This is a genomic window from Rufibacter sp. DG15C, from assembly GCF_001577755.1.
Classification (GTDB): Bacteria; Bacteroidota; Bacteroidia; order Cytophagales; family Hymenobacteraceae; genus Nibribacter.
In genome coordinates, this window is the sequence record NZ_CP010776.1 from 1,748,520 (window position 1) to 1,766,750 (window position 18,231).

The 18,231-nt window shown below is 50.7% G+C and carries 14 protein-coding genes; 7 read left to right on the forward strand and 7 right to left on the reverse strand.

Annotated features, from left to right (window positions below; all coding sequences use genetic code 11):
• Positions 1-83 precede the first annotated feature (83 nt).
• The gene (locus TH61_RS07450; protein ID WP_157600638.1) at positions 84-2,036 is read right to left on the reverse strand and encodes an LTA synthase family protein; all 1,953 of its coding nucleotides are present in this window, start codon (positions 2,034-2,036) and stop codon (positions 84-86) included.
• An 808-nt stretch (positions 2,037-2,844) separates the two neighbouring features.
• Here TH61_RS07450 and TH61_RS07455 point away from each other — a divergent pair.
• Positions 2,845-3,756: a hypothetical protein gene (locus tag TH61_RS07455; protein ID WP_066507909.1), complete on the forward strand. Its 912-nt coding sequence runs from the start codon at positions 2,845-2,847 to the stop codon at positions 3,754-3,756.
• Positions 3,757-3,886: 130 nt separating this feature from the next.
• Here TH61_RS07455 and TH61_RS07460 read toward each other — a convergent pair whose 3' ends face one another.
• The 3 genes from TH61_RS07460 to TH61_RS07470 all read right to left on the reverse strand — a co-directional run bounded on the left by TH61_RS07460 (position 3,887) and on the right by TH61_RS07470 (position 7,249).
• Positions 3,887-4,705, reverse strand: coding sequence for a hypothetical protein (locus TH61_RS07460; protein WP_066507910.1), 819 nt, complete (start codon positions 4,703-4,705; stop codon positions 3,887-3,889).
• Between the two features lie 462 nt (positions 4,706-5,167).
• Positions 5,168-5,971, reverse strand: a complete 804-nt coding sequence (locus tag TH61_RS07465) for a helix-turn-helix domain-containing protein (protein WP_066507911.1) — start codon at positions 5,969-5,971, stop codon at positions 5,168-5,170.
• A 360-nt stretch (positions 5,972-6,331) separates the two neighbouring features.
• Positions 6,332-7,249 (reverse strand): pirin family protein, encoded by a 918-nt coding sequence (locus TH61_RS07470; protein WP_066507913.1) that lies wholly within the window; start codon positions 7,247-7,249, stop codon positions 6,332-6,334.
• 280 nt (positions 7,250-7,529) lie between these two features.
• Here TH61_RS07470 and TH61_RS07475 point away from each other — a divergent pair, with 280 nt between their 5' ends.
• Positions 7,530-8,576 (forward strand): LLM class flavin-dependent oxidoreductase, encoded by a 1,047-nt coding sequence (locus TH61_RS07475; protein ID WP_066507914.1) that lies wholly within the window; start codon positions 7,530-7,532, stop codon positions 8,574-8,576.
• A gap of 55 nt (positions 8,577-8,631) precedes the next feature.
• Here the strand turns inward: TH61_RS07475 and TH61_RS07480 are convergent, their stop codons facing one another.
• From TH61_RS07480 to TH61_RS07490, 3 genes are all read right to left on the reverse strand, one after another.
• Complete coding sequence (locus TH61_RS07480) at positions 8,632-9,243, reverse strand: transposase (protein ID WP_066507915.1); 612 nt, start codon at positions 9,241-9,243, stop codon at positions 8,632-8,634.
• A gap of 95 nt (positions 9,244-9,338) precedes the next feature.
• Positions 9,339-10,460, reverse strand: a complete 1,122-nt coding sequence (locus TH61_RS07485) for a serine hydrolase (RefSeq protein ID WP_066507916.1) — start codon at positions 10,458-10,460, stop codon at positions 9,339-9,341.
• A gap of 264 nt (positions 10,461-10,724) precedes the next feature.
• Entirely contained in the window at positions 10,725-12,134 is a 1,410-nt protein-coding gene (locus TH61_RS07490) for a hypothetical protein (RefSeq protein WP_066507918.1), read from the reverse strand.
• Positions 12,135-12,508: 374 nt separating this feature from the next.
• Between TH61_RS07490 and TH61_RS07495 the strand changes: the two genes are divergently transcribed.
• The 5 genes from TH61_RS07495 (at position 12,509) to TH61_RS07515 (ending at position 18,199) form a co-directional block, all read left to right on the forward strand.
• The gene (locus TH61_RS07495; protein ID WP_157600640.1) at positions 12,509-13,258 is read left to right on the forward strand and encodes an FkbM family methyltransferase; all 750 of its coding nucleotides are present in this window, start codon (positions 12,509-12,511) and stop codon (positions 13,256-13,258) included.
• 2 nt (positions 13,259-13,260) lie between these two features.
• The gene (locus TH61_RS07500; protein ID WP_066507924.1) at positions 13,261-13,551 is read left to right on the forward strand and encodes a DUF4834 family protein; all 291 of its coding nucleotides are present in this window, start codon (positions 13,261-13,263) and stop codon (positions 13,549-13,551) included.
• Between the two features lie 60 nt (positions 13,552-13,611).
• On the forward strand, positions 13,612-16,041 hold the full coding sequence (locus tag TH61_RS07505; RefSeq protein WP_071887932.1) for a YfhO family protein: 2,430 nt from the start codon (positions 13,612-13,614) through the stop codon (positions 16,039-16,041).
• A gap of 80 nt (positions 16,042-16,121) precedes the next feature.
• On the forward strand, positions 16,122-17,042 hold the full coding sequence (locus tag TH61_RS07510; protein ID WP_066507926.1) for a 1-aminocyclopropane-1-carboxylate deaminase/D-cysteine desulfhydrase: 921 nt from the start codon (positions 16,122-16,124) through the stop codon (positions 17,040-17,042).
• Positions 17,043-17,560: 518 nt separating this feature from the next.
• The gene (locus TH61_RS07515; RefSeq protein ID WP_066507928.1) at positions 17,561-18,199 is read left to right on the forward strand and encodes a DUF4230 domain-containing protein; all 639 of its coding nucleotides are present in this window, start codon (positions 17,561-17,563) and stop codon (positions 18,197-18,199) included.
• Positions 18,200-18,231: the final 32 nt, after the last annotated feature.

The window sequence follows — 18,231 nt, forward strand, 5'->3', positions numbered from 1 at the left end:
CTTTGTAGAAAGGCAGATTTGCTTCAAGAAACGCCTTCGTTTTCGGGCTGATTTCTGAGAAACAGCCAAAAAAAGAAAGTAGGTTACTTGCTGCTGTTGACCGTCAGTTTGTTATCCACCATTCGGTTGTTGTACTGCTGGATAAAGGCTTTGAGCTTACGCTCCATGGGCGTCTGAATCTCAGGCAGGGTGCCCTTCAAGTCCTTTTTAAGGAACTTGTCCTCGCGGTAATTGAAAAGACCCAAGGCGTTGGCACCGTCATGCTGCAGCAGATACTCGCCCTCGGTCCATTGATAGCCGCCCTGGTAGTTCACGGCAAAATTGCCCTCGGTGGGGTTCAACATGTTCTTCCCGAAGGAGAAGTAGGGCTTGTCATACTTGAGGTAGCCCAGCACCGTGGGCATGATGTCCAGTTGCTGTACCACGCGGTCTTTCTCCACGCCTCTAAAACCAGGGTCACCGGGCGCGTAAAACATGATGGGCACGGCAAAGTTTCCCCAGGCCGTCTGGTATTCTGGGTAATAGGTGTACGTGGCCGAATGGTCTGCCGTAATCACAAACAAGGTGTTCTTGAACCAAGGCGCTTTGCTGGCCGTCTCAAAGAATTTGCGCAGGGCCATGTCTGAATAGCCTATACACTCAAAAATCTCATACGGTCCCTTCTTGAATTTGCCTTTGTAGCGGTCCGGTATCCGGTACGGGTGGTGCGAAGTGGTGGTAAACACCGCGCTCATGAACGGCTCCCTAAACGTGCTCAGCTTGCCCGCCATGAACTGCAGAAACTCCTCATCCCAGATGCCCCACATGCCGTCAAAGTCCTCGGGCTTGCCATACTCCGTCATGCCGTAATACTGCTCCACACCCATCAAATTCATGAGCGCGTCAAAGCCCATGGAGCCGTTGGGTGCGCCATGGAAGAACGAGGTCTGGTAGCCTTTCTCCCGCAGGGTGCGCGGCAAACTTGGCAAGGTGTTGCTGACGTACTGTGTGAGCACAAAGGGCTCCTGCACGCTGGGAATACCCGTGAGCACGCTGGGCAGCGCGTCAATGGACCGCCTTCCGTTGGCGAACGAGTTCCAGTAGACCTTGCTCTGCGTCATCAAGGAGTCTATAAACGGCGTGAAGCCCGTGTATTTGCCGTCTTCCAGGTGCTGGTTGTAGCCGCCAATGGCCTCCTTCCCGAAGCTCTCTAAAATAATCACCACCACGTTCTTAGGCGTGAACTGCCCGCTGTCCGCCGGCTGATGAATAGGATTGAACAGCTGTGACAGCTCGGGTTCCTGGTAGTGCGTAATCTTCTGGTAGGTAGGTTTGTTGAGCGTTCTGATGACCGAAAAGGGCGTGTTGAGCACGATGTACATCTCCTGCGGACGCTCCACGTACTGACCTGCGTTGCTCAAGGTGATAGGCCGCGTACTGTGCCGAATGCCGCCTCTAATGGCCACAATGGTCAAACCCACCGTCAGCAACATAAGCGCCGTGTGCCATGGATAGTAATACCAAGGGTTGAGGTTCTTGGGCCGAACCAACTCAATGCGGTTGTACAGCCAAGCCAAGGCCACTACCAGCGCAATCCAGATCACGGGTACGTACCAGAAGTCCACTAGAAAGCTAGTCGCAAACTTACCCCAGTTCTCATTCCCGAACTCCTGCACCACGCTGGCCGTGGTACGCCGCAGTGTGAAGCGATAGTATACAAAGTCAATGCTGTTAAAAGCTATCCCGATGGCATTGCACACCAAAAACACCCATTTCACCACCTTTCTATAGACAGGATGGTATCTGAACGGGAACGGCAGAATCATGAGCACCAGAAACAGTGCGTTGGTGTACAACACCGCCGAGAGGTCAAACTGCAAGCCCGCCAGCATCAAATACAGCAAGTCTGAGAACGACGTTTCCTCAAAGAAGCCTTGGTTAAACACAAAGAACAGAACCCGGCAAATAGTATAGAACAGCATGGCCAGCCCCAGCGAGAGCAGCAAGGCCGCATACACACTTTCCCGCAACGGCCTAGGCCTTAAGAATTTCATCATGGAGTAAAATCAAGAACCGCAAAATTAGGCATACCCCGGCACTTATAGAAATGTCTTACCCGTCGCTTCATTTTTGGGCCGTTTTCTGGGAAACAGCCTGAAAATGAATTACTGGTTGTTGATTGCTAATTGTCAATTGTTATTTGATTTATTTATTCACTCGAGTTAACACCCCCTTTCGCGCCCCTCAAGGGGGAATCCAAATAGTAAAGGCCATACTACTGGCACCTAATCCAGTCTTTCCGGCGAGTCGCCTAAGCAGGTTGCCACCTCTGACAAGACGGCGGTTGAACAAGGCAGGATTGGTTGGCCGGTCAAAGGCGATGCTACGCAGAAGAGACAAGCTGGTACAGCGCGAGGCGGGAAGACGGGGCCCTGCGGCCGCGAGCGCTTGGCGGACAAGATGAAACGAGGCGGCATAAGGGCACCGGAAGAAAGAACCTTCTCAGGAACACCCAACTGCGTGCACAAAAACGGTTATAAAAATCACTATAGCTTAGGAGGCAGTCTAGGTCGTTGGTGAGAACACCAACAACGGCGGCTTAGATGCAGTCAAGCCTCTTTAACGGCAAGATAGATTCTGAAAAACAAGCATTACTCCTAGAAAGCACTACCGCAAACCCATTTCAAGGGAATGTTATTTTACATGACCAGATAGGGGAGAAGCGGTGTATCTTTGTCCTGCTTTGAACAAAGCAAAAAGCAACCTTCCCGCAACACCCAGAAAACGCTTTCCTTTCAACGACTTCTTCTAATCTCAGATACAATGACATTCCCTTTTGTAAAGAAACTAACGGACGTAGCGAAAATGGCTTCGTGGCAAATACAACTTGCAGTAGTAGGCTTGTTGGCCGTGACCAGCTGTACCGCACCCAGGTCCATCATCCATTCGGGGCGCGTGACACCGCACGGGCAGTTCAAGGCTGGCGCTAACTTTGGGGGGAATATAGCCTCTGAGCCTATCGGGCAGTTGAAAGACGTCACCGAGGACGCCATTGTAGCCCTGGCCAACCGCGACTCTGTGTACTATGACGGGCTGGTAAAATCTGCCACCAAAGCCGCCATTGCCTATTCGCTAGACCCAGTGGGCCCCACCTTTGATTTTTATGTGCGCTATGGTGTCTTGCCACGAGTAGACGTGGGCTATAAGTACGCCTCTGGCGTGCACGTGCTGGATGCCAATTACCAGTTTTTAGGGCCAGAAGCGGGCACCAACGCGGGCGCCGAAAGATGGTATGGCAGTGTGGGCGTACAGTACGCGGGCCAGAACTCAGACATCTTTGACAAACTGTTTTTGAACAAGCTGAGCTCGGTGCTGGAGTTTAAGGCCGCCAGAAAAGACGTGTTGGTGCCCTTGACGTTCAGCCGGTCGTTTGGGCCAGATGAGGAGTTCGGGAATATCTCCTTCGGGGTGGCGTACAACCACACGTTTGTGGAATATGGCTTAGTACCGGGCAAGCTGTATGAGAAAGTAGGCGGCGGCAAAGCGGTTAAACTGGAGGGCCTCACCAGAAAGCAGGATTTCGCGTCTTATGGGCTGTTTGTGAACGCCAAGGTGGGGGCCAAGCGCATTTACCTGTTGCCGTCCCTGTCCATGTTCTACCAGAAATACGGTACCTATGAGTTGTTGAAAGGCGAAACCGAGGACTTCTCCGGTATCTCCATCATACCGTCCATTGGCGTGCAGATTGGTCTGGGCCAGGGAAAAGTAGGCAGATAACTACCCATTCATTTTTAGCTTCTTTTCTGGGAAACAGGCCAAAAACGACTCTTGCCAGAAAGTGTCAACAGCATAAAAAAGCCCTTCTCCAAAACTTGGAGAAGGGCTTTTTACATTTGGGCAAGCGTGATTATTTGTTCCGGAAGGTGAGGCCGGTCAAGGCAAGGATGTACACGCCGCGGTCAGCGTCATACTCCAGGGTATAGGAGGTTGGGTAGTAGCCAGGGTCCTCCACAATGTTCAACTGTGGTATGTTAGACCAAACCGGCATGTCATCCATAAGGCTCTGCATATAGGCTAGCGTGATCATCGGCTCAAAGAAGGTAACCTTGTCCTGGTTAGACCCATAGATAAAGGTTTTGGAGAAGCCAGCCGGTGAGAACTCTGGTGAGGTGATGTCTGACCAGTGTACGCCCATGTGCGGCACGGCAAACGGCGCCGGGCCAAAGACATAAGTGGCCGGCAGTACGCCCCGCTCCATCAAATCATAAGCACCCTCATCTAGGCCGCCAGCAATTTTCATGATCTGGTTCTGGTTGATCATGTAAAAGTGGAAGTCAAAGTGCGGCAGGGTGTAAACACCGTCTGGCTCATGTCCCTCGGGGTTCCAGCCAATGGAAATGGCCTTGATGCCAGTGGCGTGCAGTTGGCCAGGCAGCTTCAGGAAATACTCACCGGGCATGTGAGGCAGGTTCTGCAAGGTTTCCTCTGAAATCTCCATGCCCATGGCGGTGGGGTGGCCGTTCATCATCTCTACCCACGTGCGCACGGTGCCGCCCCACAGCATGGTGGTAGGACCGTAATAGGTAGAAGATATGCCCTTGGCCAGGTTCTGGTTGAGGTTGCTAGGAGCTACGTCTTCTTGCGACTCACAGCCAGCAAAGAAGAACAACGTGAAAAGGAGAGGCGCCAGAAAAATGGTTTTTGCCCGCGCGAATATGTTTTTCATAGAAAGAAGGATTAGGTTGTTGTTAGAAAAGAAAACAGTACTTGAAACCCGAGGGAACGGGACCGGTGGGGCTATCTCTCAAGGAAAATGAAATAAGTGACCTCTGCCAGCCCAAGCAAATGGTTGGCAGTTATGAAGGAGGCAACAAGGACAGGGTATAGCGCAATGGTGAGCGTGTACCGCTTCTCTTGGCATATCCTTTTCTAGCACGCATTACAGCGTGCAAAGGAGACGGGGCGTCTTTTGCACAGAAAGGCAGTAGGATAGCAGCTGGCGCGTGTACTAAGGAATGGGGCCAAAGGTATCTGCACCACCAAGAAAAGTCTTGCACAAACCCGACATTCTACCAGTTAAAAAACTAGTTGCAGACCCAGCCAAAGCCCCGCTTCCGTTTTTGGCCTAATTCTTAGAAAACAGGCCAAAAACGCGTTTTATAGAAAAATGTAACAGGCTAGTTCGCTTTTAAAAAGTTAGAAACTCCTGCGGATGCGCCACATACTTAGAAGGTACCACGCCGGTCATTCGTTTGAACTCGCGGTTAAAATGGGCCTGGTCTGAGTAGCCACCCAGGTAAGAAAGCTGCGCCAGTGGTAAGTTGGGGTTTTGGGAGATGAGTTGCAGCACAGAGCTGAGCCGGCTCAGGCGCATATAGGTTTTGGGAGTCAGCCCCAGGTCTTTTTTAAAGGCGCGCTCCAATTGCCGCATGCCAATGCACAGGTTCTGGCTCAAACCCTCTACGCTCACATGGCATTTCTGGAGCCTGATAAGCCTAGCGGCGGTCTGCACATAAGAAGTGGCTTCTGGTTTGGGCGCTGCAGTTTGTAGAAAGGTAGTTAGATAGGCATCTGTCAGGCGCACCCGCTCAGAGTTGGTGGTGGCCTGGCTCAATGACCGACAGAAGGTTGAAAAAGACGCATCCAGTTCTTTCTGGCAAGAGCCCGCATGGTTGAGCAACTCAGACGCAGACAACCCAAACACCCCCGGCAAGGCCTCTGGGTTGAAGCAGATGCCAAACCATTCTTTGCTCTCTGAAGTAGGCAAGGCATGCGGCACCGTCCAAAAGCCCACTTCGCCCACAGCGGGTCCAGACATTGTTTTCTTGCCTTTTCTGGAAGGACCCAAGGGCAGCACCACCTCAATGTAGCTAGACGGGAAAACTCTTTGGGCTTGCGTGCCCTCTGTGTCTGTGTTGGTTCCTGCCCAATAATGGTCTACCACAGATTGAAGCGCAGTGGCCGGCGCATACTTAGTAATTGTTAATCCCATGCCCACATTTCTTACCAACCCCTCTACGCTCGCTTACCCCCTGGACAACCTCCTACGGTTATCAACCTACCTTGCAAAGAAGACAGTGCGCACTGTGTCATTATTTGTAACGCCAACAGATAGAGTTGGTTACAGCAGGGGAGCGGGGCTCTATTCGGTTTTCAATGGAAGTTGCGGACAGGCCGTTTTTAGCCTTTTTTCCTGAAAACAAGCCAAAAACGCAGCTGATTAGGTAAAAGGCCGAAGCTTTTCCAGTAGATACCCACCCGTTCCTTGATTTTTGCCGCCCTTAAATTTTTCGATATACCAGAAAGTAGCGCTTCTATTTATTAAGCCGATAACGTTGAATTTAATAGCTGCTTAAGAAAGTGCCTGCGGGGCCGGGGCGTTGCTGGCGGGTTTGGACTTGTCATCAGGCAGGGGCACAAACTCCTGGTTGTCATTTGGCGGAAGGATGATGCGTCCTTCCTTCCAGTCTGCCTTGGCCTGCTCAATGCGCTCTTTTCGGCTGGAGACAAAATTCCACCAGATGTGCCGCTCTCCCAAAGGCTCGCCGCCCAGGAGCATGAGGGTAGTGGGTTCTTTGGCCAGCAACACTGGGTCTACGCCTTTGTTGAACACCAGCATCTGTCCGGCGCCATAAATTCTGCCGCCCAACTCCAGACTACCCTTGGCAATGTAGATACCGCGCTCTGCGTGTTCCATGGGCAGGCCAAAACGGGCATTGGTTTCCAGCTGGACATGCAAATAGAATAGCGGCGAATGGGTTTTGACATCGTTCCTGAGGCCGTAGGCATCACCAGCAATGAGGCGCATCCAGACGCCGGTATCGGTGAAGATGGGCAGTTGGTCTGGTTTGTAGTTGTGGAAAGCGGGCGCAGCCTCTTCGTCTTTCTCGGGCAGGGCCACCCAGGTCTGTATCATCTCCAGGTTGCCGCCGGCCAAAGTGGCGGGGTCCTCAAACCGCTCTGAGTGCGAGATGCCGCTTCCTGCCGTCATCCAGTTTACTTCGCCGGGCAGAATCACCTGCTCCACGCCTAGGCTGTCTCTGTGCGTGACCTGCCCGCCAAACAAGTAGCTTACTGTAGACAAGCCAATATGCGGATGCGGCAACACGTCCAGGTTGTGCTGCAGCGGCGGTTGCACGTCTACCGGGCCGGCATGGTCCATGAAGATGAACGGGCCTACCATTCGGCGCATTCTAAACGGAAGGATTCTCCGCACGTCCATGCCCGGGGCGAGGGAGGCTTTACGAGCTTCAATGATAATATCCAGCATAGTCCTTCTAATTGGTTTGTATTTAAATTAACGGATTTGCAGCAGAATTTCCATTCAAAAAGTGATTTCGTTTTTGGGCTGTTTTGGTGAAAAGAGGTTAAAAACGGTCTGGTATAAGGAAACGGCCTTTGGCTGCTTCTGGGCAGGTATCTAGTGGATAGTTGGTATGGTTTGGAGCCATGGTGCCACGGGCATGTGTGTTGCGTGGCTGAAGCTTTTATCTTTCGGTTCCGTTAGCCATAGTACCCTTTTGTAGCGCGCACGTTTGAACCCATCCCTTATGGAAATAGGCATCACCACGTTTGTAGAGAATACCCCAGACCCGGCCACGGGCAAGCTGTTGCCACTGCATGAGCGCATGGCCAACCTTATGGAGGAGATTGAGCTAGCCGACCAAGTTGGCTTGGACGTCTTTTCCATTGGCGAGCACCACCGCGAAGATTTTATTGTCTCTTCGCCGGCCGTGGTGCTGGCCGCGGCGGCCGTCAAGACCAAGAACATCAAGCTGTCCAGCGCCGTGACGGTGCTGAGCTCAGATGACCCAGTGCGGGTGTTCCAGGATTTCGCGCACGTGGATTTGCTGAGCAAGGGCCGTGCTGAGATTATGGCCGGCCGCGGTTCCTTCATTGAGTCGTTCCCGCTGTTCGGCCAGGACTTGGATGACTACAACGAGCTGTTCTCTGAGAAGCTAGACCTGTTGGTACAACTGAACAAAAGCGAAAAGGTGACCTGGACCGGCAAGCACCGGCCCTCCATCCATAACCTAGGCGTGTACCCAAGACCGTACCAGGCAGAGCTGCCCATCTGGGTGGCGGTGGGCGGCACGCCGGCTTCAGTGGTACGCGCCGCGGAATATGGCTTGCCCATGGCGTTGGCCATTATTGGCGGCAGCCCTGAACGGTTTGTCCCCTTCACCGACCTCTACAAGCAAGCCTACAAGAAAGCGGGGCATGACGTGCCAAAGCTACAGTTGGCCATCAACTCGCATGGGTACATAGCCGATGACTCCCAGAAAGCCGCCGATGAATTTTACGGTCCCTACGCTTACCTTATGGGCAAGATTGGCAAGGAGCGCGGGTGGTCGGGTATGAGCCGTGAACAATATGACCTCATGCGCAGCCCCGAGGGTTCTCTGCTGGTGGGCAGCCCGCAGCAGGTGATTGACAAGATTCTATGGGAGTATGAGTTGTTCGGGAATACCCGGTTCCTGCTGCACATCAGCGTGGGCACCATGCCCCACGCGCAAGTCATGCACGCCATTGAGCTGTTGGGAACGGTAGTGGCCCCGGCGGTGCGGAAGGCGGTAGGGGAGAAGAAGGGGATTTAACAGCGAAACAATCAGGAATGCGTGGGAGACAAGGCGCTGCCGTTGTCTCTACGGTTTATTTATAGAATACGTCTTGGTACCAGTTCTCAGGATTGTGGAAAATGTAATGGGCTATTTCTTTATGTGCCTTCTCATCTCTAATGATATGGTCATGAAACCGAGACTGCCAAGCAAAATCTGCATGGGTTTGACGCGCGGATTTTGTCACTGCTGATTTATAAGAGCCGATGATGGTAGACAATGTATGTTTGCCTTGGTTCTGAAATCGCAGTTGACCAATGGTAGATAGTTCTGGCGTTGGTTTCGTAGAGACAAGGCACTGCCTTGTCTCCAATGCGTCTCCAGTTGCCTTATCGCCAATTTCTACATTGCCACCTGAAGTCCCATCAAATGGTTTGCTGATAGAAACAATCCCATGCACATGATTAGGCATGACCACAAAAGCGTCTAATAAAACAAATGGGAAATGGGTTGGAATCTCTTCCCAAAATCCTTGAGCCAATTGTCCAATCTCAGACAAGACCATTTCTCCTTCTTGAACCTCCCCGAAGAAGTGTTGTTTATCTTTTGTGCAGATGGTTACAAAGTAGGCCGCGTTCCACCCATAGTCCCAATCTTGCAGACGCGCAGACGGAATTCTATAAGTGTCTCGGAATCTGTCAGACATGGCATTAAAGGAATTTAACCTCCAATAAATACCTGCACAAATTAGAATTTGTTGTAGAGACCAGGCACTGCCTTGTCTCTCAAGTATTTCAGAAATTACCTCTTAGCACTTGCCACCATTCCCTTGTTCTGAGCCTTGGCGCTATCAGTAGTGGCTGGATATAAGAACTCCCGAATGTCCTTCAAGTAGCTCAGGCTTCCGTTGGGCAGGTTGCTCAAGACAATGAGGGTACTGTGGTCTTTGGGATTGCGCAGAAAATAAGTAGAAAAGCCGTGCCAAAGGCCACCATGATACACGGCTGTGTCTCCGTTCCCCAGAGGCTTTATGCGCCACCCGAAGCCGTAGTCTTCATGCTGTTTCTTTTTGAGCCAGGTACCGGTGTAAGCTTCTTCCAGCGTTTCAGGAGATACCAGTTTGTTAGTGTACAACGCCTGGTCCCATTTGTAGAGGTCTTCTACGGTAGAGAAAACGCCTTTGTCGCCCAACACGGTGTCCAGGTAGTCGGTGGTGCGTTTTTGGCGGTAGCGGGTATGGCCAGTGGCTATTTTACCAGTGAGCACCGCCATGTTGGTACTGTAGGTAAAAGAGCTGGTCATGTCCAAAGGCTTGAAAATACGCTTCTGCACAAACTCCGCGAAGGGCATCTCACTCACCTGCTCTACAATAGAAGCCAGCAAGCTATAGCCGGTGTTGCTGTAATTAAAACGCGCATTGGGTTTGAGGTACGCAATTGGCTTGTGCTGGGCCATCAAGTTCAAGACGTCTTTGTTGGTGATGGGCACCTGGCGGTTGGGCCACAGCTTGTCACTGAAATAGGTGTAGTTAGGCAGGCCTGACCGATGGGTAAGGAGCATTCTGATGGTGATGCCGTGGTACGGGAAGTCTGGAATGTACTGCTGTACGCTGTCCTCGTAGCTCAGCTTACCTTCTTCCTTAAGCATCATGATGGCCACGGCCGTGAATTGCTTAGACACCGAGGCCAACTGAAAAGCAGTTGTAAGCGTAAGCGTGTCTCTCTTGTAGAAATCAGCGTACCCGAAGGCGCCTTTGTAGACCACTTGGTCATATTTGGTCACCAGCACCGTGCCGTTAAAGCCTCTCCGCTTATGGAAATACCTGAACACCGAGTCTAAATGGTGGCTCAGCTTCTGCACACTGTCTGCCGTGAATGAAGCCGGTACTGGAACCGTTTGCCGTACTTCCTTCTTTCCCCACAAGGAAAACCGCTTCGTTTCTCCTTTCTCCTGACAGGAAAAAAGAAAAACACAGCCCATCACCGCTACAAGGCTCCTCAGCCGAAGATTCTGTTCTCTCAAAAATGCCATATCTGCTACTACCTACAAGAAACCGATTCTAAAGATAAGAAGGTTGTTTCTGTTTATAAAAGGAAGTTTCTGACTTATCACATATACAATTACTAAATATAGTATACCTAGTTTTTACCTTGTGAGCTCTTGGACTAACTTGATTTTGGCCATTTGTCATTCTCCCAACCAAGATTGTAAGATGGCTTTCTGTTGAGCTGTGGGATTTGCCTCACGAGTGATTTTTATTTTTTGAGCCTGTTTGCCGTCAGTGGGTTTGGATTCCAGTTTAAAGCCTGCGTAGCCCAGATAGGTGGCATAGTCTAACTCTTTGGTGGTGTAGACATATTCAAAAATGGTAGCCAATGATTTGCCTGCAATGGTCTCACAGGTCTGTTGGAACTCGGCGTCTGTGAATCCGCGGCTCTCCTTTTTGTAATACTGCCAGTAGAGCGTTCGCATGACATCATCTAAAGACTTCTTATTCTGCGTGGCTTGTCGTATCTCAAAATCAAGTAATAAACCTACTAACGGGCCTTTGTCATAGTATGAGATGGTTTTATTAGGGTCTTCTCCTTGGGTGCCAAATGGGCCATCTTTCCAAGTATTATAGCTGGCTTGGATCAAGGACTGGTGCCGTTTGCCGGGGTTGTTTTCTACTGCGTTCAGCTTGTCATTGAAGTTAGAGAGAAGCGTTTCTGCGTCTATCAAGCCCGCTCTTTTTACAATAAGGTGGTCATAGTACACCGTAAACCCCTCACTTACCCAAAGCAAATTGGTCTTGCTGCCTTGGTCATAATCAAACGGACCCAATTCCAATGGCCTTATGCGTTTTGCATTGTAATGATGAAAGTATTCATGTGCCAGAAAATTCATCATTCTATTGGTGCTTGTTGCGGTGTTAAGGGACTTGCCGCTAAAGCTGACTGTTGTGTTGTTCAAATGCTCAATACCGCCTTGACCGGGCCCAATGCCAATAAACGTGTACTGCTTGAAAGGAATGTCGCCCATCACGGAAACGGCCGCCTCCACCACCTTCTTGAGTTTGCCCATAAAGGCTACTTTGTCAAACTCACCCATTTGGTAACCGATAAACCGATGCTCCACTTCACCCACATTAAAAGAAGGCAGTTCTTCTAGGTTGCCTAGTAAGACAGGGCAGTCATATAGGATATCAAAGTTTGACGCAGTAAATTCGGTGGTCTTTCCGTTAACAGGTTCTAAGCCTGTGGCAATATCCTTCCAGTTGACGGGCTTTTGGATAGAAACAGATATAGGGGTGTTCAAAAAGCCATCTACATACAAAAAACTGTTGCCGGGGATAAGATATGCATGGGCGCTGTCAACATAGCTGTTGGCCACAAACTGCTTAGCAGTTTTGATGTCATAAGATAAAAGCAAGGGTTTGTTCTTTACGCCCGTTAAGCGCCAGGCATTGTTCCTGACCTTGATTAAGGAGATGTTTCGACCCTTCTCATCTTTAATCACTAGATTTTCAACGGCCTTGGCATAGTCCATAAGCTGGTAGTAGCCTGGCATCCAATTGGGCATCTTGAACAGGATTGTGTCTTGGGGGAGTTTACCCATCTTCAGTTCTACATGGTAGGTGTGGGTGGCAGGCTTTGGAAAAGATACCGTGTACTGGAATAAAGGCTTTTTTACCTGTGCGAAAGAATTATTTGCAATAGGTAGTAGAATCGCAAGTGTTAAAAGCAGCTTACAGGCTAATGCCACTTTTCTAAAACTTGGAACACGACTAAGAAATTTTGCCATATGTAATCTGTGATATAGAAATCCATGTACCTTTTTACACCAACGAAAGGGAGTGGTACCGGCGGTTAATCTATGGAATAATTTTGATTCGAGGATTTGTCATATCTCCGTTTTTCGCCCATTTCCGCCAAAACAGGCCAAAAACGTCGCCCTTTGTTTTCTCCCGGTAGAATCCAGAACTTTACCCCGTGAAATTCTTTCGTAAACTATTGGTCAAGGCGCTCGGGTTTGAGGGCTATCTGCGTCTGGTGAGCCGGATGTACATTATCATGGTAGGCTCGGGTAGAGGGCAGGCCAAATACCCAGAACTGTTTTTCCTGCGCAGAATCATTCGGCCGGGCTATACGTGCCTGGACATTGGCGCCAACCTGGGCTACTATTCTACCTTCTTGTCTAAGCTGGCGGGTCCAACGGGGCAAGTGCTGGCCGTGGAGCCGGTGCCTTTGTTTGGTAGAATCTGGCAAGACAATGTGCGGGCCAGCGGGGTAGACAACCTCACGCTGTTGCCGTTCGCGCTGGGCGGGGAGAACACCACCATTGAGATGGGCACGCCCCTGCGTGATGGGCTTGTGCACCACGGCATGACCAAAATTGCGAACTCGGCGCAAGAGCAGTATGCCCAAACGTATGAAGTGGAGATGCGCGTGCCAGATGAGCTGTTCGCAGATTTGGAACAACTTCATTTTATCAAGTGCGACGTGGAAGGCTATGAGCACCAAGTGTTTGTCCACCTGCAGGAAACTATAAAGAAGCACAAGCCGTTGATTCAGACAGAACTCAACGGAGCTGAGAACCGCCGGAAAGTGGTGGAGATTTTAACCGGTTTAGGCTACGGCGTATACACGTTAAGCCCCCAACGCACGTTATCTGCGTGTGCGCCCTATGAGATTGACAGCTACCAGGACGGCGACTTTTACTTTAAACCAAACCAGAATTAGACTTGAAAACCTTCCTTATACTTTTAGCCATCGGTTTTGCACTGCGGTTTATTATGCCGTACATCATCAAGTATGCGCTTAAACTATTTGTGCAGAAACAGATGCGCAAGGCGCAACAATTCACGTACCAGGCCCAGGCCCAACAACAGCGCGCCTACCAGGCCAACGGGCACGGCACGGCCTCTGCCAGCCCCGGCAACGGTAAAATAAAGGTAGACTACGTGCCCGAAGAGGTGCGTCAGAAGAAAGACTTCCCCGACGGGGAGTACGTGGATTATGAAGAAATAAAATAAACTGATTATCTTTCAAGCCCGATGCTCTCTGCATCGGGCTTTTTTCTTCTATTAGACGCTATGGCCTCTTTTTTACCGGCGAAATTCAACTTCAATCGCCATCTGTTACCGCACCTGCTGGTGCTTCTGTTTTTCTTGCTACTCACGGTAGCCTATTTCTCACCCATTTTCTTTGACGGCAAAAGCCTGATGCAACATGACGTGGTGCAGTTTCAGGGCGGGGCCAAAGAGATAGCGGACTACCGCCAGGCCACCGGCGAGGAAGCCCTCTGGACCAACTCCATGTTCAGCGGTATGCCGGCTTACTTGATAAGCGTGCAGTTTTCGGGTGACTTGTTCCAGTACGTGCACCACATTTTCACGGCGGGTCTGCCTTTGGTGGCTTCCAATGTGTTCATTACGTTGCTGTGTGCCTATATCTTGTTTGCGGTGTTGGGCTTGCGCCCGATGTTGTCGGCGGTAGGGGCCATTGCCTATACGTTTGTGTCTTACAACTTCGCCATCTTAGAAGCCGGGCACAACACCAAATCACTGGCCATTGCCTACTTGCCGTTGGTATTGGCGGGCTTGATTCATGCCTACCGAAAGAACCTCTGGGTGGGCGCGGCGCTGTTCGCCTTCGGGTTGACCATGCACATACGCGTGAATCACTTGCAGATTACGTATTACCTGCTCCTGATTGTCCTCATCTTTGGCATTGTGGAGTTGGTGCATTGGTACAAAGAAGGCCGTACAGCCGATTTCTTTAAGCGTACCGCCATCCTAGCCATCGGCGCTTTATTGGCCGCGGGCGTGAGCTTCGGGCGTATCTATACTACCGCCGAGTACGGTCAATATTCCATCAGAGGGGCCTCAGAACTGAAGCAGAACCCAGACGAAGCCAGCACCGGCCTGGACCGCGAATATGCGTTCCAGTGGAGCTACGGCATTGGCGAGAGCATGACCTTGCTCATTCCTAACTTTTACGGAGGTGCCAGCCAAGGTCCTTTGGAGAAGAACTCAGAAACCTACGCCGCCTTGAGCCAGGCAGGCATGCCAGCCGCTCAGTTGAGCGAGGCCTCTATGCCGTTTTACTGGGGAGACCAGTCGTTTGTGGGCGGTCCCGTGTACATGGGCGCTATCATCTGCTTCCTGTTTGTGCTAGGCTTGATGGTAACACCGCGCCGTTTGTGGGTGTGGTTGTTAAGCGCGACTATTCTGTCATTGTTCCTGGCGTGGGGTAAGAACTTCGCCGGTTTCAACTACTTCATCTTTGACGCGCTTCCGGGTTATAATAAGTTCAGAGCGGTGAGCATGGCCTTGGTCATTGCGCAGGTGACCATGGTGCTGTTGGCTATCTTGGCCCTGTGCCGTGTCATCCAGAACGAGGCCCTTGACCAAAAAGAACTACAGAAGAAAATCTTAATCGCCTTGGGCATTGTGGGCGGTATTTGTGCCTTCTTCTTCGTGTTCAGTGGCATTTTTGATTACGTGGCCCCGGTTGACCAACAATTGTTGCAGTACCAGTACCCGGTACAAGCCATCCGCGCCGACCGTCAAGCGATGTTACGTGGAGATGCGCTTCGTTCTTTGGTATTCATCTTATTGGCCGGTGGTGCGCTATATATGTTCACCAAGCGCAAACTGTCTTCCCTTGTGACCACGCTGATTGTGGGTTTCTTGATTCTGGTGGATTTGTGGGGCGTAGACAAGCGTTATCTGAACGACAAAGACTTCCAGAAAGATTACAGCAAATCGTATTTCACGCCCACCACGGCAGACGAAATCATTCTGCGCGACAAGTCTTTGAGCTACCGCGTGTACAACGTGTCTAATCCGTTCAACGACGCGCGTACCTCTTACTTCCACAAGTCTATTGGCGGGTACCATGGCGCTAAACTGCGCCGTTATCAGGATGTGATTGAGAACCACATTGCCCAAGGCAACATGAACGTCTTGAACATGCTGAACACCCGTTACGCCATCACGGGCAAAGAAGAGCAGCCGGTACAGCAGATTCCGGGAAGCTTAGGCAACGCCTGGTTTGTACAGACCGTGCGCGCCGTAAATTCACCAGATGAGGAACTGGAGACCCTAAAAACCTTTGACCCAGGCAATGAGGCCATCGTGGACGTAACCAAATTCCCGAACGTGAAGCCGCATGTGTACGGAGCCTCGGCCTCCCGCATGACCCTCACGGAGTACAAACCCAACTACCTGAAATATGACGCTGAAGCCACCCAAGACGGAGTAGCGGTCTTCTCTGAGATTTACTACAAAGACGGCTGGCAAGCATACCTGGACGGCAAGCCGGTAGACCACTTTAGAGTAAACTACATTTTACGCGCCATGCCTATTCCAAACGGCAAGCACACAGTTGAGTTCAAGTTTGAGCCGGTAGAGTATACCTTGGGTAACACCGTGTCGCTCATCTCCTCTCTGCTCTTGCTAGCAGGACTGTTTGGCGCCGTGTATGTGACCTTTAAAAGAAGGAAACCAGAAACGGTTTAACCCAATGAGGTGCCCCGTTTTTGGCCTGTTTCTGAGGAATTAGGCCAAAAACGGGGCATTCTTGCGTCTATCCCAAACCCATGACCACTCCGCTCCAGTACTTGTCACACCCTTTGCTCACCCAGAAACAGGTGACCCTGGCTGTACTGCGCGAAGACCTGTTGCACCCCTCCATCCCCGGCAATAAGTGGCGAAAGCTCAAATACAACCTGCAGGAAGCAAGCGTCCAAAACACAGAAACGCTAGTCACCTTTGGCGGCGCTTTCTCTAACCACATTGCCGCCGTGGCCTCGGCAGGGCAGGAGTTCGGGTTTAATACCATCGGCTACATACGCGGGGAGGAAACCTTACCCCTTAATGCAACCCTACAGCAAGCCACGGCATGCGGTATGCAACTCCGCTACCTTTCCCGCGAAGACTACCGGCGCAAAGACGACCCTGCGTTTCAGGCAGAGCTACTGGCAGATATCCCCACTCCGTATTTGCTCCCCGAAGGCGGGACGAATCTCTTGGCGGTCAAAGGCTGTACCGAGATTGTGACCGAACTACAGGAACCTTGGGATGTGCTCTGCGTGGCTTCTGGCACGGGCGGCACCTTGGCAGGCATCATTGCAGGTGCTGAAGGAGCGGGACAGGTTATCGGCTTCCCGGCCTTGAAAGGCGGTGACTTTTTGAAAACCGATGTTGCGCATTGGGTTCAGGCCTATTCTGGCCGAGGGTATACTAACTGGGAACTACAGACGGCTTATCACTTTGGAGGCTACGCCAAACAGACGCCAGAACTGCTAGACTTTATTGAAACGTTTTACCGCCAGCACCAGGTTCTGCTGGACCCCGTCTACACGGGCAAGATGCTATTTGGTGTGTTCGATTTGATTGAAAAAGACTACTTCGCTAGGGGCACCATAATAATTGCGGTACACACTGGAGGTTTGCAAGGCTGGACAGGGTTTAAGGAGCGGTATAAACTGGCATGGCCTACTGAAGATTTGTTGAGCTAAGTAACTAATAAACTCTTCCAATACTTACAGCTCTCTTTAATTTCTGTCATCCTGAAAGGACCTTGTGGACGAACCAGATGGGCGATGGCAATGGAATAATTTGCCTTCATCTTACTTCGTTAATCATATCCTTTGCTTTTGAGAGAGGCCATTACAATTTGCCCACAGGGTCCTTTCAGGATGACAAAGTGGAGTTGTGTAGGTTATGGAGTAGGAGCTTTTTCGTCCCCCTTTGAAGGGGGTAGGGGGATGACTTACTTCTGCTGAAAAAAGTGGAAAATCGCATTATGGTAGAAAAGGATTCCCTCCTTTCATTAAAGCGGTTACAAGTTGTAAAACCTTAATCTTCCCCCCTACCCCCTTCAAAGGGGGACGAAATGCGTCAATTTCTAATTCATAATTTCTAACCTTTACATTTCTCTGTTTTCAGGCTGTTTTCACCAAAACAGCCTGAAAACAGAGAAATGTAACCTTCGGCGTGGTTTTCGCTTATCTTGGCTAGAACTTAACTTAATCTGATGCGACTTCTGTACGTGCTTCATAAGCTCATTCCCTGGATTTTGATTTTCTTAGTGGCCTTCTTAGGCTGGCGCGCCTGTAGTGGTTCTATTAAAGAACTGTTGGCCGGCAAAAGAGATGTTGAGGTGGAGGTGACGCACAATACCATTCTCACTAAGATTGAGGAAATGGGAAAGCTGGAGCTGGTGCGCTATAATTTCAAAGACGTGGTGGAATATAGCAAGGAAGTGTCGCGGTTTCTGCCCAACTCTAAAGTTGCCTTGATTGTCTCAGGCGAGGCCGTGGGCTGTATTGATCTGCAAAAACTTCAGCCTTCTGACTTGCAGTTCTTGGGAGATACTGCCCTGCATATAAGCTTGCCTGCGCCCGAGATTTGCTATTACCGCGTGAACCACACCGAATCCAAGGTCTTTGGCAAGGAGAATACCTACTTTCAGGATGCCGAACTGGTGGACGAGGGATACAAATTTGCGGAGAAGAATGTGAAGCAGGCGGCCCTGAACAGCGGTATTTTAAAGCAGACCTCCATCAACGCTGAGAAAATCCTGAAGCCCATGCTAGAGAACATGACCGGCCGGAAGGTGTACCTCATGCCTAGAGAAACCATGCAAGCTCCACCAGTTCCTAAAAAGCGATAATTAGTCAGGTTGGTAAGTGAATGAGCTTCGAG

What these genes read in the sequence shown, in the direction of transcription:
- TH61_RS07460 (WP_066507910.1), bottom strand. Translation starts at nt 4,705, where the DNA reads ATGAAAAACATATTCGCGCGGGCAAAAACCATTTTTCTGGCGCCTCTC.
- TH61_RS07490 (WP_066507918.1), bottom strand. Translation starts at nt 12,134, where the DNA reads ATGGGTAAACTCCCCCAAGACACAATCCTGTTCAAGATGCCCAATTGG.
- TH61_RS07510 (WP_066507926.1), top strand. Translation starts at nt 16,122, where the DNA reads ATGACCACTCCGCTCCAGTACTTGTCACACCCTTTGCTCACCCAGAAA.
- TH61_RS07450 (WP_157600638.1), bottom strand. Translation starts at nt 2,036, where the DNA reads ATGATGAAATTCTTAAGGCCTAGGCCGTTGCGGGAAAGTGTGTATGCG.
- TH61_RS07470 (WP_066507913.1), bottom strand. Translation starts at nt 7,249, where the DNA reads ATGCTGGATATTATCATTGAAGCTCGTAAAGCCTCCCTCGCCCCGGGC.
- TH61_RS07455 (WP_066507909.1), top strand. Translation starts at nt 2,845, where the DNA reads ATGGCTTCGTGGCAAATACAACTTGCAGTAGTAGGCTTGTTGGCCGTG.
- TH61_RS07505 (WP_071887932.1), top strand. Translation starts at nt 13,612, where the DNA reads ATGGCCTCTTTTTTACCGGCGAAATTCAACTTCAATCGCCATCTGTTA.
- TH61_RS07480 (WP_066507915.1), bottom strand. Translation starts at nt 9,243, where the DNA reads ATGTCTGACAGATTCCGAGACACTTATAGAATTCCGTCTGCGCGTCTG.
- TH61_RS07465 (WP_066507911.1), bottom strand. Translation starts at nt 5,971, where the DNA reads ATGGGATTAACAATTACTAAGTATGCGCCGGCCACTGCGCTTCAATCT.
- TH61_RS07475 (WP_066507914.1), top strand. Translation starts at nt 7,530, where the DNA reads ATGGAAATAGGCATCACCACGTTTGTAGAGAATACCCCAGACCCGGCC.
- TH61_RS07515 (WP_066507928.1), top strand. Translation starts at nt 17,561, where the DNA reads ATGCGACTTCTGTACGTGCTTCATAAGCTCATTCCCTGGATTTTGATT.